Source organism: Nocardia sp. NPDC050718 (assembly GCF_040654235.1).
Classification (GTDB): domain Bacteria; phylum Actinomycetota; class Actinomycetes; order Mycobacteriales; family Mycobacteriaceae; genus Nocardia.
The window spans coordinates 2,029,585-2,047,228 of record NZ_JBFAHQ010000001.1 but is presented as its reverse complement, the minus strand read 5'-3'; the positions used below and the strand labels follow the sequence as shown (position 1 = coordinate 2,047,228).

Below are 17,644 nucleotides of genomic sequence, written 5' to 3'. Positions count from 1 at the left end.
TCGCATGCCCGAAGACCTGCTCGTCAGAAGGAGGATTCTCCCGGTGTCACCACGCCGTGGTCAAACGCGAACACGATGGCGGCGGCGCGATCGCGCAGGTCGAGCTTGCCGAAAATGTGTCCTACGTGGCTTTTCACGGTGACTTCGGAGATGCCGAGTTCGGCGGCGATCTCGCTGTTGACCCGGCCTCGGCCGATCAATTCGAACACCTCGTACTCGCGTGCGGTGAGTTCGCCGAGCCGTCGATCGGTGCGGGTCCCGCTCGGTTTGACGGTCCGGTAGGCGGTGAGCACCCGGCCGGTGACCGAGGGGTCGAGCCACGCGCCGCCCGCGGCCACCGTGCGCACCGCGCGGATCAGGTCCTCGGCGGGTGAGTCCTTCAACAGGAACCCGGCCGCGCCCGCGCGCAGTGCGCCGGAGAGCAATTGGTCGTCGTCGAAAGTGGTGAGGACGAGCACCGGCGGCGCGTCCGGGCGGGCCCGCAGCAACCGCGTCGCATCGATGCCGCCGACGCGCTTCATCCGCAGGTCCATCAGCACCACGTCGGGACGATCGGCGGCGACGGCGGCCACCACCTCGTCACCGTCGGCGCACTCGCTGACGGTGAAGCCGTCGCGTCGGCGCAGGATCCGGCGCAGTCCACCGCGCACCAGTTCCTGATCGTCGACGACGAGCACCGTCACCGGGTTGTCGATCGGCGCCGCGGCCGTCACATGTCCTCCTGGGGTCTGGGCTTGAGCATGCTGGGCAGCATGGCCGTGATGGTGGCGCACGCGCCGGATTTGAGCGGGAACCGCGCGCGCACCGTCCACCCGTCGCCCGCGGCGCCCGCGCTGATCGAGCCGCCGAGCAGTTCGGTGCGCTTGCGCATGCCGCGCAGACCCATGCCGATGTCGCGGCGCGGCGGCGGGCCGAGCGGCATCGCGTTGGTCACCACGAGGACGGCCGCCTCGGTGGTGACGTCGAGGCACACCGTCGCCGGGGTGCCGGGCGCGTGCTTGGCGACATTGGCCAGCGATTCCTGCCCGATCCGGTACAGCGCGTGCCCGACGGCGCCCTCGATGACGGCGAGGTCGCCGGTGCGGTCGTAGTCGACGGTGAGCCCGGCGCGGCGGAAGTCGCCGACGAGTTCGTCGATGTCGGCGGCGCTGGGCTCGGGGGTGAGCTGGGCGGGGCTGGTGTCGAGCATGCCGACGGTGCGCCGGATGTCGGCCATGGCCTGGCGGCCGAGCCGTTCGGCGTCGACGAGCGCGTCGACCGCCTCGGTGACGTCGTCGTCGGTCTGCAACGCGCGCCGGGCCGCGGTCAGGTGCAGCAGGGTGATCGAGAGCGAATGCGCGATCACGTCGTGCACCTCGCGGGCGATCCGGCGCCGTTCCTCGTCGGCCGCCTGACCGGCGCGAATGGCCTGGTTCTCGCGCTCCTGATAGAGGAAACGGCGCTGGTACTGCAGCAACACCCCGACGAAGACGCCGAGAATCACGCCGAGCACGTACATCGGCAGTCCCTGCAACCGCTCGCCCGAGCCCCACTGCACGTGGCCGGCGAGGTCGAAGGCGACCAGTTCGAGGATCGCCAGCAGGGTGAAGCCGACGGTGATCCCGCGCGTCGCGACCGCCGCCACCTCCCCGGCGACGATCACCAGCACGAACGGCGCGAAATCGGCATCGACCGGCTGCAGCAGGAACAGCCCGGTCGACAGCAGCGCCGACCCCTTCAGCAGCGCCGGATGCGGCTTCACCCCGAAGATCGCGAACAGCGGGATCGGCAGGAAGGCGGTGGCCATCGCGATCAGCGGCAGCGGGCTCGGGAAGTAGGAGTGCCGCTGGATCACGGCCGCGCCGGTGATCACCAGCAGGGCCAGGTCGGCGCCGATGATCACGGCGGGCGGGTAGTCGTAGGGCAGCGACTCGATGCGCTCGCGGCAGATGTCGAGCGCCCGCCGCACCCCGTCGCGCGGGCGGCTCGCGAGTCGCCGCCAGCGACTGCGCAGGCCCGCCGAATGCGCGGGAAGGGCGTGACTCACCTCCATGAGGTAAGGCTAGCCGCCGGGCCATCGGCTCGTCATCGTCCCGGGAACGGGCCCGGCCTCCTACCGGGGTAGGAGGAGAAGTCGGGTCCCGGGCACGACGATTCCGGCGCGGCGCGACCGTAGCGTTGGCCACATCGCTCACGGAAGGTGAAGCCCATGACCTGGACCGATCAGCATCGACGCACCGAGATCGTGCACACCGTGCTCGCCAGGGCAGCGATCGACCCGAACGACCCCGCCCTGTTCGCCGGTCTGCCCGAGGTGGATCGCCTCTTCGGCGGCCCCGACGGACTCCTGCAAGCCCTGGCCTACCGCTGGAACAACCACCTGCGCGCCAAGCTCGAACAGGCCGAGATCGAGGGACATTCCGCGGTCGAGGCCTATCTGGAACTGGCCGCCGAGCAGCCGGCGCTGCGGGCAATTCTCGACGCACGCGCGACGACCGTGCAGACTACCCGTACCCGCGCCTTCGCGCGCTGACTTCCCGACAACCGAAAACCCCTGGGGGACACGATATGCCGGACAACGATTCGCCGCAGCCGCCGATGCTGGAGTTGACGCGGGTGGTCAAGCAGTATCACGTCGGCGATCAGCAGGTGCGCGCGCTCGACGAGGTGAGCATGCGCATCGAGGCAGGCCAGTTCACCTCGATCATCGGGCCCTCCGGCTCGGGCAAGAGCACCCTGCTCCATCTGCTCGGCGCGCTGGACCGGCCCGACGAGGGCTCGATCCGGTTCCGCGGCACCGAGATCGGCGATCTGAGCGAGGACGCGCAGGCCGCGTTCCGGTTGCAGCAGGTCGGTTTCGTCTTCCAGTTCTTCAACCTGCTGCCGACGCTGTCGGCCTGGGAGAACGTGGCGGTGCCGAAGTTGCTGGACGGCACCGGATTACGCAAGGCCAAGCCGCGCGCGCTGGAACTGCTCGAGCTGGTCGGTCTCGGCGAACGCGCCCAGCACCGGCCCGCCGAGCTCTCCGGTGGGCAGATGCAGCGCGTCGCGGTGGCGCGCGCGCTGATCATGGATCCGCCGCTGATCCTGGCCGACGAGCCCACCGGCAACCTCGACTCCAAGACGGGCGCGGCGATCCTCGATCTGCTGGGTGAGATCACCGCACAGGGCAATTCGGTGGTGATGGTGACCCACGACATGGGCGCGGTCGCCCATTGCGATCGGGTGATCACCCTGCACGACGGCCGCATCGACGCCGACGACATCGTTCAGGCGCGGGTGGACGCATGATCGCCGCGTTCTGGGATCGCCTGCGACTGTTCAACATCGGTGAACTGGTCCGGCATCCCGGTCGCACGTTCATGTCGACGGCGGTGATGTCGGTGTCGGCGGCACTGCTGGTCGCCGTGCTCAGCATCTCCGGCTCGGTCACCGGCTCGGTCGACAAGCTCACCCAGGGTCTGGCCGGGGACGGCGTCCTGGAGATCACCGGCATCACCGACGCCGGCTTCGAACAGTCCTTGCTCACCCGGATCGCGGCGACGCCCGGGGTGACCAAGGCGGTGCCGATGCTGCGCAGCACGCTCGGCGCAGGCCCCGACCGGGCGCTGCTGATCGGCGCCGACGCCACGATCGCCGCCCTCGGCAGCGACCTGGCCGGGCCGATGTCGAAGTACACGAACAAGCTGTTGACCACGCCGAAGGGCGTGCTGGTCGGCGCCGCGATGGGCCTGAAGGAGGGCGACAGCGTCCCGATCGGCTGGGGCACCGCGACCGTCGCGGGTGTCCTCGACGACGAGGCGAGCAACCGGCTCAACGGCGGCCACCTGGTCGCCGCCCCGCTGCCGCTGGCGCAGCTGCTGCTCGACCGGGTCGACAAGCTGGACTCGGTGCAGATCATCGCGGCGCCCGGCACCGATATCGCGAAACTGCGCGCCGACCTCACCACGGTGGTCGACGGCCGCGCCGTGGTCGCCGAGCCCAGCCTGCGGACCGCGCAGGCGGGCGGCGCGATCCAGATCATGCGGTACTCCACGCTGATGTCCTCGGCGGCCGCGCTGATGGTCTCGGCGTTCCTGATCTACAACGCGATGAGCATGGCGGTGGCCCAGCGCAGGCCGACGCTGTCGCTGCTGCGCGCGATCGGCAGTCAGCGCGGGCCGATGGTGCGCGACCTGCTCGTCGAGGCGGCGCTGCTCGGGCTCATCGGCGGTGCCATCGGCGCGGCGGTCGGCGCGGCCATGGGCCGGTTCGCGATCGGGCGCCTGCCCGCCGCGATCGTCCAGTCGGTGGAGGCGCGCACCGAGTTCATGGTGCCGAATTACGCGGTGCCCGTGGCCATCGCGGCCTGCGTCATCGCCACGGTGCTGGCGGCGGCGATCGCGGCCAGGCAGGTGTACAAGGTCGCGCCCGTCGAGGCGCTCGCGCCGGTGGAGGCCACGGTCGGCGCGTCGTCGAGCAAGCCGCTGCGCTGGGCCGCCCTGATCGGCGGCCTCGCCTTGACGGCCGCGGCGGTGACCCTGGCCGCGCTCGATCTCGGCAGGCTCTCGCTCGCCTCGATCTCGACCTCCTTCGCCGCGGCCGTCCTGCTGTGTTTCGCCGCGACCGGACCGATCGTGCGCGCCGCCGCGGGCATCGCGCGCTGGTTCGGCGCCCCCGGCGCGCTCGGCGCCACCACCCTGGAGCGGGCGCCGCGTCGCGTCTGGGCGACCGCGATGACGGTGATGATCGGCGTCGCGGCCGTCGTCGCGCTCGGCGGCGCGTCGGGCAATATGGTCGACTCCGCCACCGACTCGTTCCGGAGCCTCGGCGACGCCGACCTCTACGTGAGTGCCAGTCCGGTGGAACAGTTCCCGACCGGTCCGGTGCTGCCGCCCGAGATCGCCGAGCGGGTGGCCGCGATACCGGGCGTCGAGCACGTGCGGCCCGCGCAGATGGCGTTCGCGACGGTCGGCAGTGGGCGGGTCATGCTGCAGGGCTACCCGCCCAGCTACGACGATGCCCGGCTCGGCGCGGTCGACAAGGCCGTGATCGATCAGCTGGGCCGTGGTGAGGGCGTCGTCATCACCAGGGACGTGGCCCGGTCGATGCACCTGGCCGTCGGCGACGAGATCACCATGCCGACGCCGTCGGGCGAGCGGAACGTGCGGGTGCTGCAGGTGATTCCGTACTTCACCGCCGTGTCCGGCGTGGTGATGATGAGCCTGGATCAGATGCGGGAGTGGTATCAGCGGCCCGGTGAGACGATCCTGGCGCTGAAGTTCGCGCCCGGCGCCGACCCCGTCGCGGTGCGGGCCGCTGTCCGCGCGGCGGTGCCGCAGGAGATCCACATCGACAGCGGCGCCGACGCGGTGAACGCCATCTCGTCGAGCGTGCAGCAGGGCGCGGCGATGAGCAACATGATCCTGTGGATCGTCGTCCTGGTGGCGACGGTGGCGCTGCTCAACACGCTGATGCTGTCGGTCCTCGAGCGGCGCCGCGAACTCGGCGTCCTGCGGGCCATGGGCACCAACCGCAAGTTCCTGCTGCGCTCGGTGCTGGCCGAGGCCGCGGGCATCGGATTCATCGGCGCCGCCATCGGACTCGTCGTCGGCGCGGCCGTGCAGTACCTGGCGACCGTGGCGATCGGGCACGCGATGACGATCGACATCGTCTACCGGCCGAGCCCGCTGCTGGTGGTCTACGGCGCCGTCGCCCTCGGGCTGGCCCTGCTCGGCTCCATCCCACCCGCCTTCCGCGCGGCCCGGATGCCGATCGTGGCGGCGCTGGCGGTCGACTGAGATCTTCCAGTCGGGGCGTCATTCGAGTGTGACGCCCCGACTGGGAGTTCCGCGGTGCACCGTCGGCAGGCGCGGATGCCGCCGAGTGTCGGTCGGCCCGGACCGCCTCGGCGGCCGATCCTTCCGCTTCGCGCGCGTTCCAGCACTCCGCGATCAGGCGAGTCGAGTGACGCTGTGGCGGTACATCGGCCGCTGAATTCGGAGCGTCACAGTGGCACGTCCTCCCACCAGGCAATCACCTCGTCCTGGGCGGTCGGCCGGGGTGCCCCCGCCATGCCGCTGCTGCCCCGGCGGCTCACCGCGATCACGTATTTCGCGCGGGTCGAGTCGTCGGAGAAGCTCACGACCTGGTGGGCGGTCTGGGTGCGCACGCTGGCCTGGTCGGGAACCACCCAGCGCCGCAACGAGAACGGCACCCCGTCCTTGTTCCCCTGGTACCGCACCGCCGCGGGCATCGCCTCCACCACCGACCGCGCCTGCGCCGCCGTCGGATACTCCAGCACCAGGTAACTCACCGACCCGGCACTGTTGTCGGTCCGCTCGCACTGCCAGCCCGCGCTGATCGGATTCCACTGCAGCGCGGGCTCTTTCCACTGCAATTCGCTCACCCCACGCACCGCGACGCACTGCGCGCCCCGATACCCGTCACCTTCGGCCACCGCCCCCTGCGGAACCAGCGTCGGAAACACCCGCCTGCTCGCCACGAACGCATCCCCCACCACCGCCGCCGCCGAACTCGACGGCCCCTTGGCCGTCCCACCCGCCGCGTCCACGTCCTCGTCCCCATCGGGCAGCACCACGACCACCAACGCCACCAGCAACCCCACCAGCGCGAACACCAACGCCGCCAGCAACAACCACCCCAACCGATGCACCCGCGACATCCGCCGCCGCACCGGCCGCCGCGGCCCCACCCACGGCCCGTGCCCTACCGGCGGCGGCCCCATCGGCCCGCCAGGCACACCACCTGCCTGCGCTGACCCACTCGGAACACCACCAGCCTGCGGCGAGCCACCCGGCACAGCACCCGCCTGCGGTGATGCACCCGGCACGCCACCCGGTTGCGCCGACCCACTCGGCACACCACCCGCCTGCGCCGACCCACTCGGCACGGCACCCGCCTGCGGTGATGCGCTCGGCACGGCACCCGGTTGCGGCGGGACATCGGGCCCGCCACTGTACTGCGGTAATCCGTCTTCCGGCGGGACGACTTGGTGCTGAGCGCCCCCTTGTCCGGCGGGCGACCCGTAGGTCGCACCCGCTCCCGCCGCAAGCCCAGCCTGGATATCGCTGTAGCGGGGCACGTCACCATCCCGGGCGCTGCCCTGCCCAGCATCCGGTCCGCCCACCGGTCCTCGCTCATCACCGATTGCCACGCCGAGGTGTGGCGATTCCCCCGCCCCAGGCGCCGCATCCGGCTCGTCGCCTGTCGAAACCGGCAGTTCCGACCCCGCTTGCGGCGCCCTACCGTCCGGCGCGACGCCGTGCTGCGGCGAACCCTCCGGTCCCAGATCGGATTCGACGGCCGTCCCCCGCTCGTCGCCGGCCGGCGCGGAATGACCTGTCGCCACGCGCCGCTCGCCGCCCTGCTGCGGCGAACCTCCGTGCCCGAGGTTCGGGTCGATCGCCGCGCCGCGGCCCTTCTCCGGCTCCACGGGGTGATCAGCCGCTCGCGTCGACCCCGTCGCGCCACCTGCCGACTGGCCGTCCACAGACTCCGATCCGGCACCAGCGGCGGCCGCGGAATCGACTCGAGCGCTGTCTGATTCGTGGATCAGGCTTGCGCTATTCGCCGAGCGCGCAACCGGCGTCACCTCGGTCAGTGCATTCGCGTTCGCGGCTTCCAGCTGCCCGGTGTCCGGCATCGGCACCACATCGGTCACGACCGAATCGGTATCCGCCGGTCCCCCGGTCGAGGCGGAACCCTCAGCCCTGCGGTTTTTTTCGCTGGACGAACGCTCCCCACCTTCGACGATGCCAGCGCCCGTCGCCGAATTCCAGGACAACTGCGCCGCCGCTCCAGCGACAACCCCGGACACCGCGGCCGACACACCATCGGCGCTCTCCCCCACCTGCCGAGACCCGCCTTCGTCACCGGTTCTCGCCCGATCGCCCTCGAACTGCGTACCACCCGGCGATCCGACTACCGAAGGTGACTGCGCGCCAGACAGATCCGCACCATGCGGTTGTCCTGCGGGCGGCTCCGCCGACTGGGTGCCGGGCGCCGGTGACACACCGGGAACTGGGCCACTCGGCGGGTGGCTCGAGGGTGGTTGAGCGGCAACAGGGTTCGGAACAGGAGGCACCACCGGTACCTGCGTGCCCGGCTGCGCACTCGGCATCTGTGGCGCCACAGGTGGAGCAGCGACCGGTAGATGCGGACGGACAGCCGCTTGGTCCGCTCCAGGCGGCTGGACGCCGTGCTGCGCCGCTGGCGGCTGCTGCACCGCCGACGACTGCGAGCTCTGCTGCGCGACAGGAGGTTGCTGCACGGCCGACGGCTGCGCTCCCGGCGATGGCTGCGCCACGGACAATTGCGCAGCCGCCGCCTGCTCGGCGCCCGGCGATTGCTGCGCCACAGGCGATTGCGCAGCCGGCACCTGCCCGGCACCAGGCGACTGGTGCGCCACAGGCGGATGAACAGCGGGTTGTGCCGCAGGCTGCTGCACCACCGGCGGGTGCACACTCTGTTGCGCAACCGGCGCTTGCTGCGCCACTGGCGGCTGAACACCAGGTTGCGCAGCGGGCGGCTGGGCGGCCGGACCAGGGTGCGGTGCAGCGTATCCGGCAGGGGGTGGGGCGGGGGCCCGGGGCCCGGCGGGGGCGGGAGGTTGGTGGGGTGGGCGCCACGCGGGGTGGGGGGCGGGCGGTATCGGCTGGGCGGGGGTGGGGCCGTAGCCGGGGGTCTGGGGTGGGTAGGGGCCCGCCGGGGCGGGCGGGTAGAAGGTGGGGGTGTTGGCCGGGGGGCGGGGTAGAGAGGGTGGGGTGTTGGACGTGAGGGCCTGGCGGGCGGCCTTGGCGAACGCGGCGCACGAGTCGAAGCGGGCCGCGGGGTATTTGGCCATGGCGGCGGCGAGAACGGCGTCCAGGGCGGGCGGGAGGCCCTGGCGGCGCAGGGCCAGGGGTGGCGGGTTGAGGTAGAGGGTGCCGCGGATGATCTCGTTCGGGTCGGGCGAGTCGAACGGCGCGACGCCGGTGAGCAGCCAGTACAGGGCGCACGCCAGGGAGTACTGGTCGGAGCGGTGGTCGAGTTCGGCGCCGGTCATCTGTTCGGGCGAGGCGTAGGCCAGGGTCGCGGTGAACATGCCCTGCTGGGTGAGGTGGGTGGAATCGGCGCGCAGGCGGGCGATGCCGAAGTCGGTGAGGAACACCCGTTCGCCCTGTCCGCCGCTGGAGCGGGCCAGCAGGATGTTGGCCGGCTTCACGTCCCGGTGCAGCACGCCCCTGCCGTGCGCGTAATCCAGTGCGTCGGCGACCCCTTCGATGATCTGCACGGCCCGTTCGGGCGGCAGCGTCATCGGATCGACGGTCGCCGCGTCGATCCCGTCGACGTACTGCATGCTGATCCAGAGCTGCTCGCCCTCGGTCCCCCGGTCGAAGACGGTGACGATGCCGGGGTGGTCGAGCCCGGCCGCCAGATCGGCTTCCCGTTCGAACCGGGCGCGCACCCGTTCGTCGGCGAACAGATCGCGATTGAGCAGCTTGAGCGCGGTCAGCCGGTCCAGTCGCGGATGCCGCGCCAGGTACACCGTGCCCATGCCGCCCTGGCCGAGCATCCGCTCGATGGTGAACCCGGCGAACACCTCACCGATGTCGAGCACTGCGACCCCCTTCCGGCGCCTGTGGCGGACCAGCATGGCACCCGCGCAGCGGTGTGACCACGTTCATTCGAATTCTCGCCGAAAATCGGTGAAACTTGCTAACGGTCGTCCGGTATTGTCCGGGCGCGCTCGACGAGTAGTTTGCACCGCCGAAGCAGGGCGCCGACGCGCAGTGGGTGGTGGGGAGGATTCGGTGGTGAAGTCGTCCGGAAAGGCGGCTGCCTGTCGCAGGCTGCTGCAGTGTGTGGTGCTGGCCTCGGCCGTGCTGTCGGCCTCGTGTGCCCTGCCGGGTACCCCGACCGCCGTGAGCGCCCCCACGGTCACGGTGAACAGCGAAGACGCCTGGCACCCCGGGCTGTCCATCATGCTGCCCGATTCGCTGGCCGCGGAGTTCACCCAGCTGCAGGCCCAGCTGCCGGGCCAGGTCGGCATGGCGCTGATGCCGGTCGGCGGCGGCCGGATGACGATCTACGGCGACTGGACCACCGGCATCGCCTGGTCGACGATCAAGGTCCCGCTGGCCGTCGCCGCGCTGCGCCACGATCAGGACCAGTCCATCTTCGAGATGGTCGAGGCCGCGATCACGGTGTCGGACAACGACGCCGCCGAGGGTCTGTGGGAGTCCCTGGGTGACGGCGAGGAGGCCGCCGAGGCCGTGCAGGAGGTCCTCGACGAGGCGGGCGACATCTCCACCGACAAGGCGAACCTGCGCACCGAACTCGACTACACCTCCTTCGGCGGCACCGAATGGTCGCTGGCCAATCAGGTCCGGTTCGCCTCGCGGCTGCCCTGCCTGCCGCACACCGAGCTGGTCCGACAGCTGATGGGCGAGATCACGCCCGAACAGGGCTGGGGCCTGGGCCAGCTCGACGGCACCGAGTTCAAGGGCGGCTGGGGCCCCGACGACGACACCGGCGTCTACACCGTGCGCCAGTTCGGGCTGGTGCCGGTCGGCAGCGGCCAGCTGGCGGTCGCCCTTGCCGCGCAAGCGGATTCGGGCACCTTCGACGACACCACCGCCCTGCTGGACCGGATGGCGCTGCTGCTGGCGCGGCACCTGCCGGAGTTGCGCGGCGGCGTCTGCCCGCGCTGAGCGCACCGGCTCAGCCGGGGACGACCAGGCCGGATTCATAGGCCAGCACCACCGCCTGCGCCCGATCGCGCAGCCCGAGCTTCGAGAAGACCTTGGAGACATGGGTTTTCACGGTCTGCTCGGCGACGAACAACGCCTCGGCGATCTCGGTGTTCGACAGTCCCTTGGCGACCAGTTCGAGCACCTCCCGTTCGCGCGGGGTCAGCGAGCCGAGCGCGGGCGCGGCAGGCGGGCGCACGGTGTTGCGCCTGCGGGTGACGTCGGCGATCAGGCGCCGGGTGATCGTCGGCGCCAGCAGCGCCTCACCGTCGGCGACGACCCGGACCGCGCGCACCAGTTCCTCGGCGGGCGCGTCCTTGAGCAGGAACCCGCTCGCGCCCAGGCTCAGCGCCTCGTAGACGTAGTCGTCGATGTCGAAGGTGGTCAGCATCAGCACCCGGACCGGCGGGTCGAACCCGGCGGCCAGGATGGCGCGGGCGGCGTCGAGACCGTTCATCTCCGGCATCCGCACGTCCATCAGCACCACGTCGGGGCGCAACCGCTTGGCCTCGGCCACCGCGACCCGGCCGTCGGGCGCGTCACCGATGACGCTGATGTCGGGCTGGGCGGCCAGCAGCGCGCCGAAACCCTGCCGCACCATCGCCTGGTCGTCGGCGATCAAAACGGTAATAGCCACTCGACCACCCTAATGGGCGCACCGACGATGCGAAGAGGCCTACGGCGTGGGCAGTTTCGCCGACACCTCGAAGCCACCGTCCGGAGTGGGCCCGGCGGCGAGTTCACCACCGACCGCCTCCACCCTGGTCCGCATGCCCTCGATCCCGTGCCCGCCGCCCGCGCCCGGCCCGCCGACGGCCACCGCGGCCGCGTTGCGCACGGTCACCAGGACCACCCCGGGATCGACCGCGACGGCGACGTGCACCGGCGCGCCCGGCGCGTGCCTGGCCGAGTTCGCCATCGACTCCTGCACCACGCGATACACGGTCAGCCCGGTCGTCTCGGGCACCGTCGCCAGGTCACCGCGCACGGTCCACTCGACCGGCAGACCCGCCCGCTGGGCCGAGGCGCACAGCTCGGGCACGTCGGCCGCGCGCGGCTGCGGCGCGTGCTCGGGCAGCTGACCGTCGCTGCGCAGCACCCCGAGCAGGCCGCGGATCTCGTTGAGCGCGGTCCGCGCGGTGGCGCCGATGGACTCGAACTCCGCGCGCGCGGCCGGGTCGAGATCGTCGATCCGGTAGGGCGCGGTCTGCGCCTGCACCACCACCATGGACATGTGGTGGGCGACCACATCGTGCAGGTCACGGGCGATGCGCGCCTTCTCCTCGAGGATCGCCCTGCGCGCGCGTTCGAGTTCGGTGACCTCCTCCTGCCGCTCCAGCTTGCGCCGCGAGGCGACCACGGTGCGCAGCAGGTACCCGAACAGCGCGAGCGCGCCGAAGCCGACCACCCAGCCCCACAGCGGACCATCGGCCGAGCCGGGCATGGTGGTGGCGAACAGCATCGACTGCGCCGCCCAGGCCACCACGATGATCGGCACCGCGGCCCGCAGCGCCACCGCGAACAGCAGCACGAACAACACGATGACGTGCACGACCTGGAACGGCAGGTCGTTGTCCGGCAGCGGCGACATCCCGATCGAGAACAGCAGCGCGGCGCCCGCCGAGATCGCCCAGCCCAGGGCCGGGTTGACCCGCACGAACAGGATCGGGAACACCGCCATGGCCGACAGCAGCGGGGCCAGGGCCGCCGGCACGTCGTGGGTGACGAACAGGGTCGGCCAGGCGACGCTGTACAGGGTCAGCGCGACCGCCACCGTCGCGAGGTCGAACCAGGTTCGCGCGGTGATGCGGCGCGCGGCGGGGCGCAGTTGTCCGGGCATGGCTCGAGCCTACGAACCGTCCGGTGAGCGGACCTCATACCCACGAACGATTTCGGACCCCCTACCCTGGTGTGACCCCGGCGCCGGGTCACCCGCCCGCGCGCCCCGAGAACCGGTCCACAGCGGGATGCCCGCCCCCGGACCCGCTCCTTACCGTCGGAGGCCATGAACACCCCGCTTCGCCCGGTACCCGCCGCTCGCCGTGCCCGTACCGCCGTCTCCGCCGCCTCCGCCTCGTCGAACACCGACTCCCCGGCCGAAGCCCCGCACCGTCGCCGCAGCGGGGTCGCCCTGTGCACCGCGGGGCTGGCGATGGCCGCCGCCGTCGTCATGTCGGCGCCCGGCGCCATGGGCACCACGCCCGGTGCCGACACCGAGAACGCGGCCGCCGCCGCGGTGGTGCGCGCGCTCACCGACGACGATCCCGACGCCACCGCGCTGATCCCCCGCGACTTCGGCTACAAGTTCGGCTACGACCCGGCCCAGCAGGACGGGCTGCTGGTCAACCCGAACGGCAGCTGCTCCTCCCCGGTGACGCTGCCCGCCGAGTTCGGCCCCGCCTGCAAGGCCCACGACCTGGGCTACGACATGCTCCGCTACGCCGAACGGGTCGACGAACCGCTGGGCCCGTGGGCGCGGCGCTCGGTGGACGCGGCGCTGAACCGGCGCATCCACGCGGCCTGTGAGCTGCGCGACGACGAGTTCTCCCGGGCCCGCTGCGGGGTGATGGCCGATATCGCGTTCACCGCGGTCGACGTGAACTCGCGCAGGCAGGAGTACGGCGCCCCGGTGGTCGAGAACGTCTTCGCGACGACCGACCCGGCCGACCGCCCGAACCTGTGGCCGCTGGCCAGGACGGTGCTCGGCCTGTTCGCGGTGACGGCGGCCTCGGCGGTCATCATCGACGCGCTGCGCAAGCGCCGCAGGCGGCTGGGCTGACCCGGTTGCCGAAAACTAGAACATGTCCTAGTTTTTCCGCATGGCCCTCACTATCGACGAAACGATCGAGATCGACGCCCCCGCCGAGACGGTGTGGCAGGTGCTCACCGATTTCGACCGCTACGGCGAATGGAACACCTTCTGCTACGAGGCGGCGACCACCCTGGAGCCCGGCTCGCCCATCGACATGCAGGTGCAGCTCGGCCCCAACCGCCGCCCGCAGCGCGAGTGGATCCGCACCCACACCCCCGGCGCGGAGTTCAGCTACGCGATGAAGCCGGTGCCGCTGGGCGCCCTGCACAGCCTGCGCTCGCACACCGTGGTCGCGCTCGGCCCGAACCGCACCCGCTACGAGTCGCGGTTCACCCTGGCCGGCTGGCTCAGCCCCGTCGTCGAACTCGCCCTGGGCAAGCATCTGCGGGCCGGTTTCGCCGCGATGACCGCAGGCGTCGGCAAGCGCGCGACCGAGATCTGAAAAACGGGGTGCGCCAGGCCGATCCGGCCCAGCGCACCCCGCTGTGTGGTGCTGTCAGACGCCCGCGGGCGCGGGCAGCGCGCCGCGCGCCGCCTCGTAGGCCGCGCCCACCCGGTACAGGCGGTCGTCGGCCAGCGCGGGCGCCATGATCTGCAGGCCCACCGGCAGGTTGTCCTCGGCCGAGAGCCCCGACGGCACCGACATGCCGCAGTGCCCGGCCAGGTTGGTCGGCAGCGTGCACAGGTCGGACAGGTACATGGCCAGCGGGTCGTCGACCTTCTCGCCCAGCTTCCACGGGGTGAACGGGCTGGTCGGCGAGACCAGCACGTCGACCTGCTCGTAGGCGGCGTCGAAGTCGCGCGCGATCATCGTGCGAACCTTGAGCGCCTGACCGTAGTAGGCGTCGTAGTAGCCGGCCGAGAGCGCGTAGGTGCCGATGATGATGCGGCGCTTCACCTCGGGACCGAAACCGGCCTCGCGGGTCAGCGACATCACCTGGTCGGCGCTGTGGCTGCCGTCGTCACCGACACGCAGGCCGTAGCGCATGGCGTCGAAGCGCGCCAGGTTCGACGACACCTCCGACGGCATCACCAGGTAGTACGAGGACAGCGCGTACTCGAAGTTCGGGCACGACACCTCCACCACCTCGGCGCCGAGTTCCTTCAGCACCGCGACCGCGGCGTCGAAGGAGGCCAGCACGCCGGGCTGGTAACTGTCGGAATGCAATTCGCGCACCACGCCGACCCGCACGCCGCTCAGATCACCGTTGGCGCCCAGCTTGGCCGCCTCGACCACCGGGGCCACCGGGACGTCGCGGGAGGTGGAGTCACGCGGGTCGTACCCGGCGATCACCTCGTGCAGCAGCGCGGTGTCGAGCACCGTGCGACCACACGGACCGCCCTGGTCCAGCGAGGACGCGCAGGCGACCAGGCCGTAGCGCGAGACGGTGCCGTAGGTGGGCTTCACGCCGACCGTCGCGGTGACCGCGGCGGGCTGCCGGATCGAGCCGCCGGTGTCGGTGCCGATCGCCAGCGGCGCCTGGAACGAGGCCAGCGCCGCCGCCGAACCGCCGCCGGAACCACCGGGGATGCGGGTGGTGTCCCAGGGGTTGCGGGTCGGGCCGTAGGCCGAGTTCTCGGTGGAGGAGCCCATCGCGAACTCGTCCATGTTGGTCTTGCCCAGGATCGGGATGCCCGCGGCGCGCAGCCGCGCGGTGACCGTCGCGTCATAGGGCGACATCCAGCCCTCCAGCACCTTCGAGGCGCAGGTGGTCGGCATGTCGGTGGTGGTGAAAACGTCCTTGAGCGCCAACGGGACTCCCGCCAGCGGCGAGGCGGGCGTCTCGCCCGCGGCCAGCGCGGCGTCGACCACGGCGGCCGCGGCCAGCGCCTCGTCCCCGGCGACGTGCAGGAACGCGTTGAGCTCACCGTCGACCGCGGCGATCCGATCCAGGTGCGCCCGGGTGACCTCGGTGGAGGACACCTCGCCGCCGTGGATCTTGGCCGCCAGCTCGGCCGCCGACAGCGTGGTCAGCTCGCTCATTCGCCCTCTCCCAGAATCTGCGGGACCAGGAAACGCTGCTCTTCCACGGCCGGCGCCTGGTCCAGCGCCTGCTCGGGAGTCAGACCGGGCACGACCACATCGGGCCTGGTCACATTGGTCGTCGGGTTCGGCGACGCGGTGGCGGGGACGTCGGCGGCGACCTCGGAGATGGTCCGCACGTGGCTGAGGATCGAATCCAGCTGACCGGCGAACTGGTCGAGTTCGGCGTCGGTCAACGCCAGCCGGGACAGCCGGGCGAGGTGAGCGACCTCGTCACGGGAGATTGCGGGCACCGCGGGACCCCTTTCGGCATAGGTATGGGAACTAGTTGCTGACAGCCTATCGAGGGCGGCGGACGGTGCCGGACGCACCCGCCTCGCGCGAAAGTTCGCGCATGTCGCGTCCCGGGGCGCATACTTCGACTCGATAGCCCGCGCTCGGGGGTGTAAGTATTGCGTCACCGGGTATTCGTGTCGAACAGCCCCGGCCGCCTAGGAAAGGAACGCACGTGTCATACCTGCTCCGCGTGCAACTTCCGGATCGACCGGGAAGCCTCGGCTCCCTGGCACTCGCCCTCGGCGGGGTCGGCGCGGACATCCTCTCGCTCGACGTGGTCGAGCGTGGCGCCGGATTCGCGATCGACGATCTGGTGGTCGAGGTGCCCACCGGCGCGCTGCCCGACACCCTGATCACCGCCGCGGAGTCCGTCCACGACGTGAGCGTCGACTCGATCCGGCCCTACTCCGGCGTCCTCGACACCCACCGCGAGCTCGAGCTGATCGATCAGGTCGCCAGCGCGCGCGACGATCGTCTGCAGGTCCTCGTCGACGGTGTGCCGCGGGTGCTGCGGGTGGGCTGGTCGACGATCATCGGGATGGGCCCGGCCGGCGCCTACCGGGTCGTCGGCAGCCCGAGTGCGCCTGAGACGCAAGCGGGTTCGGCGCCGTGGATGCCGCTGGAGAAGCCGTCCTGGCTCGACGGCGAGGCCGACTGGGTGCCGCAGATCTGGCGCGACATGGACACCAAACTGGCCGCCGCCCCGCTGGGCAGCACCGGCAAGTCGCTGCTGCTCGGCCGCCCCGGCGGCCCCGACTTCCGGCCGTCGGAAGTGGCGCGGCTGGGCTATCTGGCCGGCATCGTCGCGACCGTGCTCAGCTGAGCGCCAGGCGCATCACATACAGCTGCAGGCCGTCGTTGGTGGACCAATTGCGTTCCGGCACACCGACGAAACCCAGTCGCTCGTAGATACGGTGCGCGTCGACCATCGTGCCCATGGTGGTCAGCGCCACCGCCGCGTAGCCACCGGCGCGCGCCTCGTCGATCACGGTGCGCACCAACGCCGTTCCCACGCCGAGGCCGCGGGCGTCCTTGGCGACCGCGAGCATCCGGAACTCGAGCTCGCCCGGTAACGCGATCTCGGCGTAGCGGGTGCCCGGCTTCGCGACGGTGAGCGAGCCGGCGACCTTGCCGTCGTGCACGGCGACCAGCACCTGGGCCTCGGCGGCCCGGTGGGTGACGTCGCCCAGCTCCTGGACGTAGCTGTCGTCTTCGTCGACATAGCCGTCGCCCACATACACCTGCACGGTCAGCGCGGAGATGGCGGCGAATTCCTCGGGGCGGGCGGTCCGGATCCGGAGGCCGTTCCCAGGGGTCTGATGGTGGTTACCCTGCATCCGGGCATGATCCCACCCCGGCCGTTGTGATCTGAAACTCACCCATGTCTCACCGGGGCGGTGAGTTCACGACCCGAGGTAGGACCGCAGGCCGGGATGCTGGGCCACCCACCGGTCCGGGTTGCGCGGCGGATAGACGACCAGCAGCTGATCGCCGATCGACGGCCACTGCGCGGCGTCCCAGGCGAAGCGCCGGTACACCACCGTGCCGGGCACGGACGGGCCGATCAGGGTGCCGGTGATGGTCACGTAGTGCTCGCCGGTCATCGCGGGCAGCGGGCTGACGCCGGTGATGTAGAGCGAGCCCTGTTCCAGGTTCGCACCGCCGCCGCGGCCGATCCGGTGGGCGGCCACGGCGCCGATCGTCACGACCAGCATCGTCACCATGGCCGCGGCCATCACCACTTCGAGCATGCCGCCCATGGTAGGCCCACCCCGCGCGACCGGCGTCGGCCCCGCGGCC

Annotated in this window: 16 protein-coding genes; 7 read left to right on the top strand and 9 right to left on the bottom strand. The window is 71.4% G+C overall.

The genetic code is table 11. The features are described from left to right. Nucleotides 1-23: 23 nt before the first annotated feature. Nucleotides 24-713, bottom strand: a complete 690-nt coding sequence (locus tag AB0H54_RS09240) for a response regulator transcription factor (protein ID WP_355282694.1) — start codon at nt 711-713, stop codon at nt 24-26. Next, nucleotides 710-2,032, bottom strand: a complete 1,323-nt coding sequence (locus tag AB0H54_RS09235) for a histidine kinase (RefSeq protein ID WP_357344040.1) — start codon at nt 2,030-2,032, stop codon at nt 710-712. The genes AB0H54_RS09240 and AB0H54_RS09235 overlap by 4 nt, the downstream gene beginning before the upstream one ends. Nucleotides 2,033-2,188: 156 nt before the next feature. Between AB0H54_RS09235 and AB0H54_RS09230 the strand changes: the two genes are divergently transcribed. From AB0H54_RS09230 to AB0H54_RS09220, 3 genes are read left to right on the top strand one after another with little or no spacing between them, the layout of a single operon-like run. Then, the gene (locus tag AB0H54_RS09230) at nt 2,189-2,512 is read left to right on the top strand and encodes a hypothetical protein (RefSeq protein ID WP_355282688.1); all 324 of its coding nucleotides are present in this window, start codon (nt 2,189-2,191) and stop codon (nt 2,510-2,512) included. Between the two features lie 35 nt (nt 2,513-2,547). Continuing rightward, nucleotides 2,548-3,270 carry an ABC transporter ATP-binding protein gene (locus tag AB0H54_RS09225; protein WP_355282686.1) on the top strand — a complete coding sequence of 241 codons (723 nt, stop codon included), beginning with the start codon at nt 2,548-2,550 and terminating at the stop codon, nt 3,268-3,270. Further along, complete coding sequence (locus AB0H54_RS09220; RefSeq protein ID WP_357344038.1) at nt 3,267-5,759, top strand: FtsX-like permease family protein; 2,493 nt, start codon at nt 3,267-3,269, stop codon at nt 5,757-5,759. Before AB0H54_RS09225 ends, AB0H54_RS09220 begins: the two co-directional genes overlap by 4 nt. 206 nt (nt 5,760-5,965) lie before the next feature. Here the strand turns inward: AB0H54_RS09220 and AB0H54_RS09215 are convergent, their stop codons facing one another. Next, nucleotides 5,966-9,580, bottom strand: a complete 3,615-nt coding sequence (locus AB0H54_RS09215; protein ID WP_357344036.1) for a protein kinase — start codon at nt 9,578-9,580, stop codon at nt 5,966-5,968. A gap of 196 nt (nt 9,581-9,776) precedes the next feature. Between AB0H54_RS09215 and AB0H54_RS09210 the strand changes: the two genes are divergently transcribed. Next, nucleotides 9,777-10,673, top strand: coding sequence for a hypothetical protein (locus tag AB0H54_RS09210; protein WP_355284488.1), 897 nt, complete (start codon nt 9,777-9,779; stop codon nt 10,671-10,673). 10 nt (nt 10,674-10,683) lie between these two features. Here AB0H54_RS09210 and AB0H54_RS09205 read toward each other — a convergent pair whose 3' ends face one another. Further along, the gene (locus tag AB0H54_RS09205) at nt 10,684-11,349 is read right to left on the bottom strand and encodes a response regulator transcription factor (protein ID WP_355284485.1); all 666 of its coding nucleotides are present in this window, start codon (nt 11,347-11,349) and stop codon (nt 10,684-10,686) included. A 39-nt stretch (nt 11,350-11,388) separates the two neighbouring features. Continuing rightward, nucleotides 11,389-12,552 (bottom strand): histidine kinase, encoded by a 1,164-nt coding sequence (locus AB0H54_RS09200; RefSeq protein ID WP_357344033.1) that lies wholly within the window; start codon nt 12,550-12,552, stop codon nt 11,389-11,391. 165 nt (nt 12,553-12,717) lie between these two features. Here AB0H54_RS09200 and AB0H54_RS09195 point away from each other — a divergent pair, with 165 nt between their 5' ends. Both AB0H54_RS09195 and AB0H54_RS09190 read left to right on the top strand, forming a co-directional pair. Continuing rightward, nucleotides 12,718-13,491, top strand: coding sequence for a hypothetical protein (locus AB0H54_RS09195; RefSeq protein ID WP_357344031.1), 774 nt, complete (start codon nt 12,718-12,720; stop codon nt 13,489-13,491). A 40-nt stretch (nt 13,492-13,531) separates the two neighbouring features. Next, entirely contained in the window at nt 13,532-13,966 is a 435-nt protein-coding gene (locus tag AB0H54_RS09190; RefSeq protein ID WP_357344029.1) for an SRPBCC domain-containing protein, read from the top strand. A 54-nt stretch (nt 13,967-14,020) separates the two neighbouring features. Here the strand turns inward: AB0H54_RS09190 and gatA are convergent, their stop codons facing one another. Both gatA and gatC read right to left on the bottom strand, forming a co-directional pair. Beyond that, nucleotides 14,021-15,508, bottom strand: coding sequence for an Asp-tRNA(Asn)/Glu-tRNA(Gln) amidotransferase subunit GatA (gene gatA / locus AB0H54_RS09185; protein ID WP_355284475.1), 1,488 nt, complete (start codon nt 15,506-15,508; stop codon nt 14,021-14,023). Beyond that, nucleotides 15,505-15,801: an Asp-tRNA(Asn)/Glu-tRNA(Gln) amidotransferase subunit GatC gene (gene gatC, locus AB0H54_RS09180; protein ID WP_067493225.1), complete on the bottom strand. Its 297-nt coding sequence runs from the start codon at nt 15,799-15,801 to the stop codon at nt 15,505-15,507. Before gatC ends, gatA begins: the two co-directional genes overlap by 4 nt. Before the next feature lie 215 nt (nt 15,802-16,016). Between gatC and AB0H54_RS09175 the strand changes: the two genes are divergently transcribed. Next, on the top strand, nt 16,017-16,667 hold the full coding sequence (locus tag AB0H54_RS09175) for an amino acid-binding protein (RefSeq protein WP_355284472.1): 651 nt from the start codon (nt 16,017-16,019) through the stop codon (nt 16,665-16,667). On the opposite strand, the gene AB0H54_RS09170 is transcribed toward AB0H54_RS09175, so the two are convergent. Next, nucleotides 16,660-17,181 carry a GNAT family N-acetyltransferase gene (locus AB0H54_RS09170; protein WP_357344026.1) on the bottom strand — a complete coding sequence of 174 codons (522 nt, stop codon included), beginning with the start codon at nt 17,179-17,181 and terminating at the stop codon, nt 16,660-16,662. The genes AB0H54_RS09175 and AB0H54_RS09170 overlap by 8 nt on opposite strands. A 66-nt stretch (nt 17,182-17,247) precedes the next feature. Then, entirely contained in the window at nt 17,248-17,595 is a 348-nt protein-coding gene (locus AB0H54_RS09165) for a hypothetical protein (RefSeq protein WP_355284467.1), read from the bottom strand. Nucleotides 17,596-17,644 lie beyond the last annotated feature (49 nt).